Source organism: Paenibacillus sp. FSL K6-1558 (genome assembly GCF_038002565.1).
Lineage (GTDB): Bacteria > Bacillota > Bacilli > Paenibacillales > Paenibacillaceae > Paenibacillus > Paenibacillus polysaccharolyticus.
Genome location: NZ_JBBOCV010000001.1, coordinates 34,578 through 49,485, shown reverse-complemented (window position 1 = coordinate 49,485; position 14,908 = coordinate 34,578). Strand labels below are relative to the sequence as shown.

The window sequence follows — 14,908 nt, the reverse complement described above, 5'->3', positions numbered from 1 at the left end:
TGCACCGGCCCAGTTTCTAGTTTTTCGTTTCAAGTAACCTGTTCTCAGCGCTTGTCATTCCAGAAATTCACCGGTTGCACATTTTTGGTTAAAATTTCGAATTGATATCCTTCCGCCTTCAATGTTTTCAATACTTGAGGCAGTACTTTCAACGTAGCCTCCTGATCATGCATAAGTACTACTGGCGTGGTACCATTTTTGTGGACGTTGTGAACTTGCTGCATGACGTTGTTGTAAACTTTCTGATGATCCTTTTTGTATTTCCAGTCGAGTGAGTCAACATTCCAATCCCACAGATGAAATCCTCCCTGCGCAAGAAGCACGTTACGGTAAGCAGGTTTCAAATAAGGTTTACTGCCATAGGGCGTGCGGACAAGACTCGTTTTAACACCGGCAACCTTATTCAAGCTTTCATTGGCTTGTTGCATTTCTTTCAATCCGCTGTAAGCATTTTTATAAAATTTGCTTGGCACATGCGTTACACCATGCAATCCAAGTCCATGTCCTTCTTTGACAATACGCTTCGTTGCTTTCTGATATTGCTCCATATGAGGCCCAAGCATGAAAAAGGTAGCTTTAACTTTATATTGATCCAAAATATCGAGTAGTTGATCGGTATGTGCTGTAGGGCCATCATCAAAAGTCAGATATAAAGTTTTCGTACTGGCCTTAGAGTTTGATTTATCGGCGGATGACGCTGTGGCCGATGCAGACTGTGGCAACAATAACAACGGAAACAGAAGTAAAATAGCAAGTGTAGCAACGAATGATTTACGAAGTTGTAGCATAATAATAGTCTCCCTTGTGTGTGTTTTTACCCGGGTGTGTGTATCCTCTTAACTCGTATCCCTTGGCGATTAATTTTAATAGTATCAGAGACACCTTTCATTCTTCTCGCTTCAAAGGCTACGGATGAGTTACACTTTTGTCAGATAAACTTAAAAATTAAAACGATTTTGATAGATTTGATCTCCAACCTAGCATCTGTATCCATAGATCAATGTTGACATATTATTTATTACCCTATTTTTATATTCTGATAGACTTATAATGAATTTAGGAGGATTGAACACAGCAAAAAAGCTTGCACGAATGCAAGCTTTCTTCCGTATACGCCGCAACCTGAGTGGAGCACTGACCATTTTATAAAATGACTTGGCACTCCTTCTAGGGATGCAGTAGTAGGCTATACGGTATGTAATGTTACGAATATACGCTTTGATGTTTAGCTCTGCTTACTCCGCAGGAGCCGTAAATGAACGTTTGCTGAACTCTGCATCCAGCATGTAGAAGGCGTTGCTGTCATTCTCAATGCGGCGCAGCTTCTGAATGATGTTATCAAACAAAGCTTCCTCTTCAACCTGTTCATCGATGAACCATTTCAAGAAATACATGGTTGCGTGTTCACGCTCATTCAGAGCGATATCCGCCAGCGCATAAAATTTCTTCGTGTTTTGCTGTTCGTGTGCATAACCGTGTTCAAACACATCCAGCATGGAGTTGTATTCGTTTTTCGGTTCAGGCATCGCAGCCAGTGTAGCACGATGTCCGCGGTCATTCAGAAATTTATAAATTTTCATGCCATGGAAACGTTCTTCTTCCGCTTGTACAAGGAAAAAATTAGCGAATCCATCCAGGCTTTTGCTGGAACAATACGCAGCCATCGCCATGTATACATGAGCAGAGTAAAACTCGAAGTTCATCTGCTCGTTTAAAGACGCAGTCAGTTCTTGACTCATGAAAAAACACCTCTTTCTGTGGGAATGTTTTCATTTTAACACAACACGAAAGTAGCTTGCATCCGATTTTCTACATTATTCGTCAAAGGACGAATTCACGGAACATAATAATAAAAAAGCTCTGCCATGACGGCAGAGCTTTCTTTTATCATTTTTATAAAAATGATTATACCAAGAACGCTTTGGAGATGATTACCAACAGGATGAACAGAACGAGAATCGCGCCTACAGAAGTGAAACCACCATAGCCGTAACCTCTTGTTTCTCCACCTAAAACTTCGCTCATTGATTGTACCTCCTCTGCAACAGGTATGGGTTATCTTATGCAGAGAACAAAACTTTGACAGGGCGAATGCCCCATTGTTAAAATTCGTTTGAATTCATTTTGAATCAGTACCGTGGCGACTGTACCTGCATGATATCCATAAAAGGCACCTTCGCCGTGAATTCTTCTTCCGTATGCTCAACATGTACAAGGCGTGTACGCGAATCCATTTTTACAATAATGCCCTGCACCTGCTCCTCCTTACCCCAGACGGTCAATAACACTTCTGAGCGCTCATGAAAAGCCTCCACAAGTTGATTCCCTAATTCCTCCAGTTCGAACTCATCCCGTGTGGGTCTTTTTGCGACTTTTGCTTTGGCCAAAACAGCTACCTCCTCTACTACGACGTCCCGATTCCACGGTTGCTTGCCGAGTGCATATTCAATTAGTATACCATTCATTTACGTTTGTGTAATGTCATGACACCTTTTTTTCGGTAAGTTCCTTCGTATATATTCAACTTGTATTCACTTCCCATCATCTCTTACTCATCCTGAGCTTCAACCAGTATGGTATATTCGTTCGATCTAGTCTCTCCTGAGCGTCGTTGTGCATTCCACTCATACGTGTAGAGGGCCGTCAAGGTCCCTTGCAGAATACCCGTTTGCTCAGGAGCAAGTTGAACAAGATAAGCAAATTTTTTTACCGATCCTGCGCCGAGCTCACCAATGTGAAGATACCTTGGAGTCGAATATTCGGGGACATTTAACTGCATCGGACCACTCTCCTGCCCCACCCATTTAGCTCCCTGAGGCAGAATATTGCCCAACTGCACGCGTGCAGGCAACGAACCCGTATTACTGACACTTACGTTGAAAGTGACCGTGCCTCCCTGCTCAACAATAGGGGGAAATACCTCCACATGAACCTGAATGACAGGCAATCTGACCTCCAGAACAGCTTCATTTGAGATAAGTCTGCGTTGAACTGTGCGAGAATCCGGCAAGCGGAATGTGTATAGTAATACGGCGCGATTCACATAACTGTGTTGCGTGGAAGTCACTGCCCCAGCCACTTCGTTTCCCACCTGAGCCTCAAATTGAATATGTAGCTCGGAGCGGGCAGTTAATGTGCCCAGGTTTATCCCTGTATTGGGGTTCGAACCTGGACGTTTGACTCCGTTCCAGCTGAGACTACCTTCAACAAAGACTAGCGCCGCAGGCAAAACATCCTGTAGTTTGGCATCCACCGCATAATTGCTTTGGTTGGACACGGTGATATGATATTGCGCCGTATCTCCTGGTGTCGTTATTACAGGTGAGACCGTTTTGACAACAGAAATTTGAGGTTCAACAATAATCAGTGTGACCACATTGGAATATACAACTTCTTGTTTCCCCGCAGTAATGTATTTTAGGACAGCTTCACTTGATAATTGATCCGGCGCTTGCGAACCTGTCACCTGGGTTACAGTTACCTGTACCCGATACTGCACCCGAACCACACTTCCTGGCCCAATATCACCAAGATCAATTCCGGCATCCGGTGTGACTTGTGGTGCGAACATATCGTTAATCGTCACACTTGCCGGGATAAAGATGGCACCTTGGGGTAACCTCACTGTTAATACGGCATCTGTCGCCGCGGCAAACCCCGGATTGCTCACCAGCACCGTATACATCAAGATATCTCCAGCAAACGTGTTACTTCGGTCCACTTGCAAACTTACTTCGAGCCGCGATGTTTCGATACGAACTTCAACAACGTTGGACTTTTCCGTCCCGTTAACCGTTCTCCTGTCTGTTGTGACAAACTCATATTTCACTTCCGCCTGGTTCAATAGCGTGAGATTCTCAGGCACTCGCACAATAACGACTTGAAAATGATAGGTCAGCACTGCACCAGGTGCTATTTCTGCCGGAGGTAATCCCTGCGCGGGAGAGACTCCCGGCAACGGGATGCCATTCCTCAGCACGCTGTTCGGCAGAAGCGAAGTTTCCTGAGAGAGCGGGTCTACCACACGGACAATTGCCGTGCGGTTTCCCGTGTTTACAATCTCAATCTGATAAGTCAGAGATTGGCCCAAGGCTGCTGTCGTTACATTGCATTGTTTGCTTACCTTGAGCCTGGGGCCGATCCATGGTGTCACAACGGTGTTGGAATAAGCCACCTGTTCCAGTTCAGTCGTACCCGAGCTGAATCGAACCAGGGACTGATTCTTTAACCAGTGGGACAACGTACCTGGAATTTCGCTCATATCACCACAACCTCTACATTGAATGTAACTGTAGTAGAAGCTCCAGCAGCAATGGAACCTAAAGTTATACCCGTATTCGGATTACCCGTCGGTCTCGCCACACCGTTCACGACAACGCTCCCCGGCACAAATACAGTACCGACAGGTACCGGGTCGACCATGACCACGTTGTTCACCGTTTCGATGCCACTATTGGTCACAACTACCGTATACGTGATTACATCACCAACGACAGCATCAATCGCACTAGTGCTCTTGGCAACAACTACATTTGGAGCTGATACAGGAATGATAAGTACATTGGATGATACCGTTCCCGATAGGACGCGACCGTCTGGCGGACTAAACGTATAGTTTGCGACTGCTTGGTTGCGGAGTTGCTGATTTTGAGGCAACGAATCGACTGTTACGCCCAGGGTGACCGTAACATTTACAGAGCCACCAGGAGGAATATTGCCTACGACGATACCCGTTTCGGGATTAGCCCCCGGCTGCGGAACACCATCGATCAGAACGCTGTTCGGGAGAAGCACCGCACCGGTTGGAATGTTATCTGTTAATGTAAGATCGGCAACAAGGTTACCGCTGTTGTTAATTGTAAATGAATACACGATGTCGTCACCAACCGTAGCGTTGGATGTGCTTGCTGTTTTGGAAACGGCAATAATGGGCTGATAGATTGGAGTAACAATCGTATTGGAATACGCTGCTCCGGAGAACACACCTGATGTAAAACTTACTGAAGACTGGCTGCTGACTTGCGGCGGTGTCGGAAGTGAGTTAACACGGACCGCGTAGGATACCGCAACCGACTCTCCAGGAGCCAGCGTACCGAGTGCAATGCCAAGTGCCGGGTTTGCCAAAGCCCGAGGTATGCCGTCAACCAGTACACTTCCCGTAACAAAAGTGGTCGCCGGATCGATCGGGTCTGTCAGGACGATATTATTGACTGGGTCTATACCACTGTTGGTCACAACCATCTCATAAACAATGGTGTCGCCTACGACGGCATCTGTAGAAGTTGTTGTTTTCACTACAGTGACATTCGGTGCAGAGACCTGAATAATCAGAGCGTTCGAAGTAATGCTTCCCCCAAGTGTTCTGCCATCCGGTAACGTGTACGTAAAGGTTGCTGACGCCTGATTTGTAATGGACTGACTTACGGGTAGCGTTGTGATGACGATTGAAAAAGTAACGATGGTCGTGGTGGATACCACACCAAGTGAAATTCCAGAAGCAGGGTCAGCGCCAGGCGCCGATGCCCCATTAATTACGACACTGTTCGGCACAAACTCTGTACCGGCAGGAATCGAATCCGTCAGTGTCACAGAAGCACCATAGTTTCCGGTATTTGTGACAGCAATGCTATAGATTACCGTATCCCCCACCGTGGCAATAGCTTGATCCCCTGTTTTGACTGCAGCCAAAATAGGCTGGTATACCTGGGTCGATACTGTATTGGAGAACGTAGTCGCAGAGAATGCTCCTGAGGTAAAACTTACCGTTGATTGATTGTTCAATACTGCTGGTGAAGGCAGACTCGTCACACTTACACTAAATACAACGGTTACGGTAGCTCCAGGTGCAATGGAACCCAAAGTAATGCCTGTGGAAGGATTTGCATTAGGACGAAGCACCCCATCCACAAAGACACCGCTAGGCGCGAGTACTGTACTTGCAGGCAAAGCATCGGTAAATATGACATTGCTGACATTGGCGATTCCATTGTTGGTCACTGCAATGCTGTAGGTTACGATATCACCCACAGAAGCGGCTGTGGAAGTGGTAGATTTAACAACATTTACGTCAGGAGCCGACACCGGGATTGTCAGTACATTAGAGAGCACGGATCTGTTGATAGTTCTCCCATCTGGCAAGGTGAACGATAAAGCAACCGAAGCCTGATTCACAAGTTGTTGCGGGCTTGGAAGTGTGTCTATGACAACCGAAAAAGTAATCGTCGTTGTAGCTCCGGCTGCAACCGTCCCGGCAGGAATACCCGTTGTCGGACTGGCAGCTGGCAGTGGCTGACCATTTACGATAACACTGTTCGGCACAAGCACTGTGCCTGCTGGCAAATTATCGGTCAGGTTAATCTGCGCTCCATAATTCCCCTGATTATTCACACTAATCGTATAACTGACCGTATCACCTACGGTGGCATTCTGAGTACTGGCTGTTTTCTGAGCGACTAATACGGGCTGGAATACCGGAGTTAAGACGGTATTCGAGAACGTTGTACCCGAGAATGTTCCGGAAGTGAACGTAACCGTTGACCGATTACTCAACTGATTATTCGTAGGAATTCCGTTAACAATGACGCTAAATGTAACGGTTGCCGTTCCGCCTGGTGCAAGGGTACCTAGCGGTATTCCTCCTGACGGACTTGCTGCGGGTTGTGCCACACCATTTATCGTTACAGTGCCTGGAACAAATGAAGCCCCTGACGGAATCGGGTCTGAGAACTGCACACTGTTCACAGGCGCAATACCGCTATTAGTCACCAATACGGAATAAACAATAGTGTCACCCACGGTTGCAGCTGTAGATACCGTGCTTTTAGCTACACTTACGTTAGGCGATGAAACCGGAAAGGTAAGTGTGTTGGACGTTGCTGTTCCTGTCAACGTTCGCCCGTCAGGCGGCGTAAATGTAAACGTCGATGAAGCAAAATTGCTAAGTTGTTGCGGAGATGGCAAAGAATCCACAACAACCGCAAACGTTACAATGGCTGTTGCCCCTGCCGCTACAATGCCTACCGGAATACCAGCACCTGGCGTAACTCCCGGCTGTGGTACACCCGAGACAACAACACTATTAGGCACAAGGGTTGTCGCTGTAGGGATCGTATCCGTTACGGTAACATTGGCTTGCAGATTTCCGGTATTGCTCACCGTTATCGTATAAACAACAGTATCTCCCACGGTTGCATTGATGGTGTTTGCCGTTTTGACTAGTGCAATTTGCGGCTGTATGACAGGGGTCTGTGTTGTATTGGAAGATGATGAACCCGAGAAAGAGCCGGAAGTAAAGCTGACCGTCGACTGATTGTTAATCTGGGAAGGGATCGGCATAGTTATCCTCACCTCAAAAGTTACGGTAACTTCAGCTCCCGGGGCCAAAGTACCGATTGGGATGCCGGCGGTCGGATTGGAGAGCGGTGAAGCAACGCCGTTCACCAGGACACTTCCGGATATAAATGGGGTGTTCGAAGGCAGCGGATCGATAAAAATGACGTTATTCACAGCGGTGGTTCCATTATTTCGAATCACAGAAGTATAACGGATCACATCTCCAGACACCGCATAATCAGCATTATCCGTTTTAACAATGCTGACGTTCGGCAAGGACACCGGGATCGTAACCGTGTTGGATGGAACAAAGCCTGCAATAACTCTTCCGCTCGGCAGTGTATAGTTGTATGAGGCAACTGCCTGGTTAATTAACTGTCTTGGATCAGGCAGACTTGTGACGGTTGACAGAAAAGACAGCGTCACGGACGCTCCGGCAGCCAGTGTTCCCAGACTGATTCCTGTATTCGGACTCACACCTGGAGCCGGGTTTCCATTAATCAAAACACTGTTTGTCACAAATATGGCCCCAGCAGGAACAGGATCGGTCAGGTTAACGACTGCAGGAATATTGCCGGTATTGGTAATTTGAACATTGTAGTTGAATGTGTCTCCCACCGTCAGACTTGACGTACTTGCTGACTTCAGCACTTGAATGACCGGTTGATACACGGGGGTGTTCACGGTTACTGATGAAGACACACCATTAAAGCTGCCTGAAGTAAAGGCGGCACTTGCCCTATTGCTCACGACACCTGATGAAGGAACAGCGGTAATTCTAGTCTGATACGTCACTGTGATACTAGCGGAATTACTCAAAGTCCCCAAGGGAATACCTGCGACAGGACTGGCATTACTTTGCACCACCCCGTTCACTGTAACCGTTCCCGCTATGAATTCGGAGCCGGCTGAAGGTATGTCGGAGAGCACCAGATTTTGTACAGCACCCCCACCAGCGTTTGTGATAACAACCCTGTATGTGAGAGCATCTCCAACTGTGCCATCTGTGGTGTTTACTGTTTTCGACAAGCTAATATTAGGTGCTGAAGCAGGGATACGGACGATATTGGAACTGGAGCTGCCAGATAGATTTCGGCCACTTGGAAGCTGATAGGTGTAAGTGGAGAACCCCTGATTTTCTAATACAGGTGGAGAAGGAATAGTAGTTAATGTGGCTCGGAATATTACAGTTGCGCTTCCTCCAGGCAAAATACTTCCCAGTGTAATCCCCGTCAGTGGACTTGTTCCTGGTCTAGCTGTGCCGTTAACCGTTACTGAATCCGGCACAAATGTAAGGCCCGCCGGAATCGTATCTGTCACATTGACTTGAGCCGCAATATTCCCTGTATTGCTGACAACGAGTGTATAAGCAAGCTGATCTCCCTGTGTTGCATTGGACTGACTTGCCGATTTCACAATGTTAATCACAGGCTGATACACGGGTGTGGTTATTGAGTTGGAATTTGAAATGCCTGTAAATGCTCCTGAACTGTAAGACACAGAGGCCCGGTTAAGAAGTGATCCTCCTGTTGGTACAGACTGCACACTTACTTGAAAAGTCACCGTTGCGGAGGTCGCTGCATTTAATGTTCCCAGAGCGATTCCGCTGGCGGGGTTAGCTGACGGCACACTTGTACCCCGAACCGTGACACTTCCAGGGACAAAGTTCAGCCCTGTTGGAAGACTATCTGACAATATTGCATTCGTGATCGGCTGTATGCCCCCGTTGGTCGTGACCACTGAATACGAGAAGGTCTCTCCGACAGCAACATCCGTAACCGTTGCTGTTTTGAGAACCGTCACATTCGGCAGAGTTACCGGGATGGTTAGTGTGTTTGATGTCGCTGAACCCGTGATGGTTCTTCCGTCTGGTGAGTTAAACGAATACGAAGCAGTCGCCTGATCAACCAATGTAGGTGGTGTTGGCAGGTTGGTTACCAGGACTTGAAACGTAATGGTTGTCACACTCCCTGCTGCCAGTGTACCCAAATTGACACCCGCAGCAGGATTGGCTCCTGCCACCACCGTTCCATTGACACGGAAACTACCAGCTACATAGGAACTGCCAGCTGGAATATTGTCAGCAATCGTCACACTTGCTCCTACATTTCCTCCATTCGTCACCTGAAGCGTATAGGTCACCTGATCGCCTACCGTTGCATTCGTGGTATTCGCTGATTTTACGATAGAAAGGTTCGGTGAATATACAGGAAGTGTTGAATTATTGGAAGGAACAACCCCACTAATGACCGGTCCGCCAGCAACACTTTGAAAAGTAAATGCGGCATTTGCGGAATTGACGAGTTGTAAAGTGCTTGTATCGTTTGTAATCTGAGCTCGGTAAGTGACGACAACACTGCTATTGAGCGCCAAAGAGCCTAAAGGTATACCTGATGTCACATCCAGTGTTGGCCTGGACACCCCTCCTACCGTAATGCTTCCAGGTACAAATGTTAAACCGGCAGGTAGCGTATCCGACAGAACCACACTGGCTGCACTAGCCGAGCCACCATTCGTAATGGTCGCTGTATACGTGACTGTATCTCCGGCAACTGCGCCCGTTGCTGTAAATGACTTCGCGACCGTAATCCGTGGTGCGTTAATATCGACCTGAATGGCGTTACCATTCACGATGTACGCATCGCCAGATGTGGTAAGTGTCAATACGGCTGAAGACTGATTGTTAATCAGCCTTGCTGACACATCCACATTGGTAATATCCCAGCCCTGACGTCCCCCGACAATATTGGTTCCGGGTGCTCCATTGATCTGGTTGCGAGTTCCAAAGGTACCTGTCGTATTCAGGGCACCCGTATCTCCATTAATCTGTGACGCAAAAAAATTGGCCGCTAGATTGTTGGGCCCGGACAAGGCAACTGAAGTTGCGGATGTCGCTCCAAATAACGCCTGATCTCCTGTGCGGTTCGCATCCCCCTCCTGCGCACTGAACAGCGCTCTGCCCCCCAAAGCTCCTGAGATGGGTGTTGCAAAGCCTGTAAGCGTCGTAACAACCGGCGCCGAAGTTGATTGAACCAGTACTCCTCCCGCACGTAAAGACATGTTACGAAAAGGTAGATTTCCATTTTGATAAATAACGCCCAGCGTCCAGCCTGCATGATTCGCTGTAGCATCATTGGTAATCACAATCGTTCCTACGACTCCCCCGGTGACATATGTACCTGCTCCCCCATTTTGTACAAGGGTGGTAACGTTAGCCGATCGGACATACCCCGCTGCGTTGTTGCCAAGGTCAAACTGATTATATGTGGCCGGATCAGGCGTAACACTGGATGTGCCCGCAGGGGTGGTAAACGTAACCGGGTTATTGATTGCCGAACTGAGGTTAACCGTCCCGTTAATATAACTTCCGCCCCAGATCAACTCCGCATAAAGAACAGTACTTCCCGCAGGCAGAACCAGAATCGCTGCTGAACTGTTGCTTTGGTACAGACTGGTTGTACCTGCCGGGTACGTTCCATAAGTGGAAGCCGTATTAATCGTTGTAAATCCTCCGATACTGTCTTGCGTCCCTGGCACTCCTGCCGTGTCAGAACGGCTTAGTCCAAGTGTATTGCCCGTGAACGTAATTGCACCTGTAGCGTTGACAGTTGAACGAACGACAAGAGGAATGGATTTCACCTCCCCTTCAGCGGAAAATGGGAATTCTGCAACAGAGCCTGTTATCAGTCTATGATGCAAAGTCAGGGAATTTGTATGTCCACTTCCGAAAGTTTGGATATTCATTGGATTATTATGTAAGGTTTATTATCATGTTTAAAATTTTATCCCTTGCGTTTTGCCGATTCTATCTTATAATCTACTTATACGAGAGCAATCTGTCGTATCATTTTGATGCAGTCAGCGGTGATTTATGAACAGTTCAGCAGAACATAGCAGACATATTCCAAGAGAGTATGAGATCAAGCATTCCAAATGGTTACGTAAAATGCTTCATGCTTATTGGGTCGTTGTTATTGTACATTTTTTAGTTCAGATTGGTTGTTATCTTTTTTTGAAATATGATCGCGCCCCCCTGGATTTCATCGTAAACGTTTTATTTTGGCCCACAGTTTTAGCTGTTTTTTGTATTTTGCTCACCAGTTATATGGATCGAAAATTTCCTTCCTGTTCGTTCACTACAATGTCCATAACCAGTACAGTAATTGCCTGGACCATTATTCATGTTAATTACGACATTCGAATTATGCCAGCCATATGTCTTTTACCGATCTTTGCCTCTGTGTTGTTTTATGACAGCAAACGCGTTTGGTTCATTTTTTCATTACAAGTGGCAGGATATGGTCTTCTACTACTTGACCCGGTGTATCGTGCATATCTCAGCTCCTTTGACATGGTTTCCATTCCGATATTTCTGATCCTGGCCACCTATGTGGCACAAATCATTGTGACTACCGGCATCGAAGTACTGGACGATTTGCAGACAAGCATGAACGCCAAGGAAGACCTTATCGTCAGAAATGCCATCATTGCAAAACAGTCTAAAACAGACGGGTTAACGAATCTTTATAATCAGAGCTCGTTCAAAGATTATTATGAGAAGGCATTTGAGTACGCCAATCTCGGGATGAGTCTGCATTTGGCGCTGATCGATATTGATGATTTTAAAGTGATCAATGATACGTATGGTCATCGTGTGGGCGACATCATTTTGGAAAAGGTGTCCTTGATCATTCAGGAGAGCATCACGGCTAGTGACATTGCTGCGCGGTATGGCGGTGAAGAATTCGCTTTGTTAATGTTCGAACAATCCTTTGAACAAGCTTATGATCTGGTTGAGCTTATCCGGCAAAAAATTTCATTAATGGGCCATCTGGAACTTGGGGGTGCTTCCATCACCGTAAGTATTGGCCTCAAAGGATACAACCTTGATTTGAGTAAAGATAAGTTGTTTGAAGATGTGGATGCTTGCCTGTATGCTGCCAAACGTACTGGTAAAAATAAAACCGTAACCTCACTCGTTCCAGCCTGATGATTAATGAGAAAGTAAATTGAAAAAAGTTGTGTGGTGTACACCCGGTCAAACGGATCACCACACAACTTTTTTTGTTTTCATATGAATCTGCCTGTTTTTTTGAACTGTGGTTCTTTCTTTAATCTGTTGCCCACTCCCAGCGATGGCGATATTGCTCCAGCCTTGGATGGACCTCGTCAGACTGACCGTCAATAATGAGGCGAAGTTCCTTGATCCAATCGGTAAAGGAGTCAAAGGATGCCCATTGATTAGCCATTTCTAAAGTCATATACAGAAAAAGAGGTGACGGGTATTCCGCTTGAATATGCCTTAAGGCTGTATCAATTGGGGTATACTTTTTGCGCTTCCCCTCTAGTCCTTCTACCCGGATTGGTGCAGATGCGTGATCACGCCGCCATTCGTGAAGACGATCCTCTCTCTTGTAAAAGGATTGTACCGCGTCTCGGCTCATTCGTTTTACCGTGCTTTCATGTAATGGGTAAAGCACTAGCTGCTTGAAAGCTCTTGCATTCATAATCGTTGCTGCACGCTCAAGCTGTTCGTTCGTTACGTTCTCGAACGAGTCGTAGAAGATCAACGTGCCCTTGCGACTAGGCTGAACAGGCTCATAGCCAAAGGGTACGTTTGCATATTTTCCAGACAAGCGCACACCTCCCTTCTCAATTACCTCACTGTCCATGCACACCTGCCTTAATGCTCAAGTGACTCCCACTTCATAGTACTATTATATGCTAACCCTCGTTTTCCAACTCGGAATAAAATGTGACTCTGTTCTTGCCGGCACGTTTGGATCTGTAAAGTGCCTCGTCTGCCATTCGAATAATCTCACTCGGATTGTTGCTATTTGTCGGGTACTCCGCTCCTCCAATACTGCATCCAATATGAACTCGCTCATACTCAATAATGAATGGTTTGTTCAGAGTTTGAATAATATCTTGCGCATACTCCATCGCTTCCTGCCGCGGATCATCCGAGGCTGAGCGAAGTACAATCAGGAATTCGTCACCGCCAAGCCGAACCGTTATACCATCCTCATGACTTAGGGCTGTAAGTCGCTGAGCAACTTTTTGCAGTAAAACATCCCCCGTCTGATGTCCCAGCGAATCGTTCACACTTTTGAAACCGTCCAGATCCAGATAGAGAAACGTCAATGTATGGTCCTCGCTCTCTGTCTGCAGAGATTCCTCAAGATACGTCTCCAGGGCTGTGCGATTCTTCAATCCGGTCAGCTGATCATAATGTGCAAGATTCTGCATCACAACCAGTTCTGAGTCTTTATTCATGATCGAAGAAACCATGTTTCGTAGTGACCGTGACAATGCCTCAATTTCCTTCAGCCCTTTGGTCTCGGGGATGTCAATATTCTCTCCTGCACCAAGACGATCTGCAACACGGGTTAGTCGAACGAGTGGAGCCGAGATGAGTCTGGAGAGAAGCCACCCAATCGGCGCAAACAACAGCATCACAACGATGCCCGCACCGATGTTAAACCACATCAGATCAACAACGGAGGAAAAAGCTGCCGATTTACCCTGACGGATGATAATGGTCCAACCCAGTCCCGGATAATCTTTATATCCCTGGCTATAGGCTAAACCGGTAACATATTCCTTGCCATCCGGCCACTTTTCAGTGGACCAGCTACTTTTACTGTTCTGATGATTTTCAATCTCTTCTAGTGCAAGTGGTTTACCTACCCACTCTTTGGGGCCGAGAAGCACAGTGTGCTCTTTTTTGCTAACGATAAAGAATTCAATATCTTTCTCCTCACGTTGTAAGGGAACGAGTACGGAAGCCTCGACTTCTTTGGCCCACGCCCAACTGAGATGTGCTGCTAATACACCACGAATCTGTCCATCACTATCCTTAAGCGGGAAGCTGATATCTACAAATTGCAATGGCTCTCCCGATGGATTAGGCAATAGTTTGGCGAGCAGCACCGCATTATGTACGTCTCCAATAAATTTACCCTTGATTCCTTCCTGGTACACAGGCCGCTCCGATAAATCTTCGCCTAAAAGTATTCCGTCTGTAGCGGCTAGCACTTTTCCTTTTGGATCCATGAATCCAACCCATGAAAAAGAGGGGAAGCTATTTTGCAGCTGATCCAACAGCATTTGAATATCCTTGTGATTAAATTCATCATTCATAGATGCCATGTTGCCCAGAAGATTCATTTCACCAGAACGAGAGTACATGAAACGATCCAGCTTGTCCACGGTCTGTAGAGCCGTGCTTTCCAGAGAGTGCCCAATTTCGGTTTCCACCGCATCAAATGATTTTTGGCTGAAAACATATCCAATGGTTAAGATAACAAACAGAGATAACACAGCGAAAATGACGGTGAGCACCGTTCTAAGTTTAAATGACATAATTCCTCCTGCACATACGGTGAACCGCTCTTACAATCTCAATCATCCACAGCTCTCCGCTGCAAAATGATAAGAAATAGCTCTCACTTATTTTGAATTATATCGGTATTTTAGTTTGCATTTTTAATATATGCACCCATACAAAATTTACCCGAAATCACAACCGAGTTTCTTCCATTCAAAGAATAGTCACGATTCTGTATATACAAAC

The 14,908-nt window shown here is 46.5% G+C and carries 9 protein-coding genes; 1 reads left to right on the top strand and 8 read right to left on the bottom strand.

Annotated elements, in window-relative coordinates:
• Positions 1-44: 44 nt before the first annotated feature.
• From MHI38_RS00185 to MHI38_RS00160, 6 genes are all read right to left on the bottom strand, one after another.
• Positions 45-788, bottom strand: coding sequence for a polysaccharide deacetylase family protein (locus MHI38_RS00185; protein ID WP_253494957.1), 744 nt, complete (start codon positions 786-788; stop codon positions 45-47).
• Between the two features lie 447 nt (positions 789-1,235).
• Positions 1,236-1,739, bottom strand: coding sequence for a ferritin (locus MHI38_RS00180; protein WP_090920581.1), 504 nt, complete (start codon positions 1,737-1,739; stop codon positions 1,236-1,238).
• A 166-nt stretch (positions 1,740-1,905) separates the two neighbouring features.
• On the bottom strand, positions 1,906-2,025 hold the full coding sequence (locus MHI38_RS00175) for a hypothetical protein (protein WP_017688846.1): 120 nt from the start codon (positions 2,023-2,025) through the stop codon (positions 1,906-1,908).
• A 104-nt stretch (positions 2,026-2,129) separates the two neighbouring features.
• Positions 2,130-2,387: a YolD-like family protein gene (locus MHI38_RS00170; protein ID WP_090920584.1), complete on the bottom strand. Its 258-nt coding sequence runs from the start codon at positions 2,385-2,387 to the stop codon at positions 2,130-2,132.
• Positions 2,388-2,548: 161 nt separating this feature from the next.
• Positions 2,549-4,261: a DUF11 domain-containing protein gene (locus tag MHI38_RS00165; protein WP_341180776.1), complete on the bottom strand. Its 1,713-nt coding sequence runs from the start codon at positions 4,259-4,261 to the stop codon at positions 2,549-2,551.
• Positions 4,258-10,971, bottom strand: coding sequence for a DUF7507 domain-containing protein (locus MHI38_RS00160; protein WP_341180775.1), 6,714 nt, complete (start codon positions 10,969-10,971; stop codon positions 4,258-4,260). Before MHI38_RS00160 ends, MHI38_RS00165 begins: the two co-directional genes overlap by 4 nt.
• Positions 10,972-11,473: 502 nt before the next feature.
• Here MHI38_RS00160 and MHI38_RS00155 point away from each other — a divergent pair.
• Positions 11,474-12,322, top strand: coding sequence for a GGDEF domain-containing protein (locus MHI38_RS00155; protein ID WP_338119248.1), 849 nt, complete (start codon positions 11,474-11,476; stop codon positions 12,320-12,322).
• A gap of 121 nt (positions 12,323-12,443) precedes the next feature.
• Here the strand turns inward: MHI38_RS00155 and MHI38_RS00150 are convergent, their stop codons facing one another.
• The gene (locus tag MHI38_RS00150; protein WP_341180774.1) at positions 12,444-13,004 is read right to left on the bottom strand and encodes a hypothetical protein; all 561 of its coding nucleotides are present in this window, start codon (positions 13,002-13,004) and stop codon (positions 12,444-12,446) included.
• A 52-nt stretch (positions 13,005-13,056) separates the two neighbouring features.
• Positions 13,057-14,697 (bottom strand): diguanylate cyclase domain-containing protein, encoded by a 1,641-nt coding sequence (locus MHI38_RS00145; RefSeq protein WP_341180773.1) that lies wholly within the window; start codon positions 14,695-14,697, stop codon positions 13,057-13,059.
• Between the last annotated feature and the right edge of the window lie 211 nt (positions 14,698-14,908).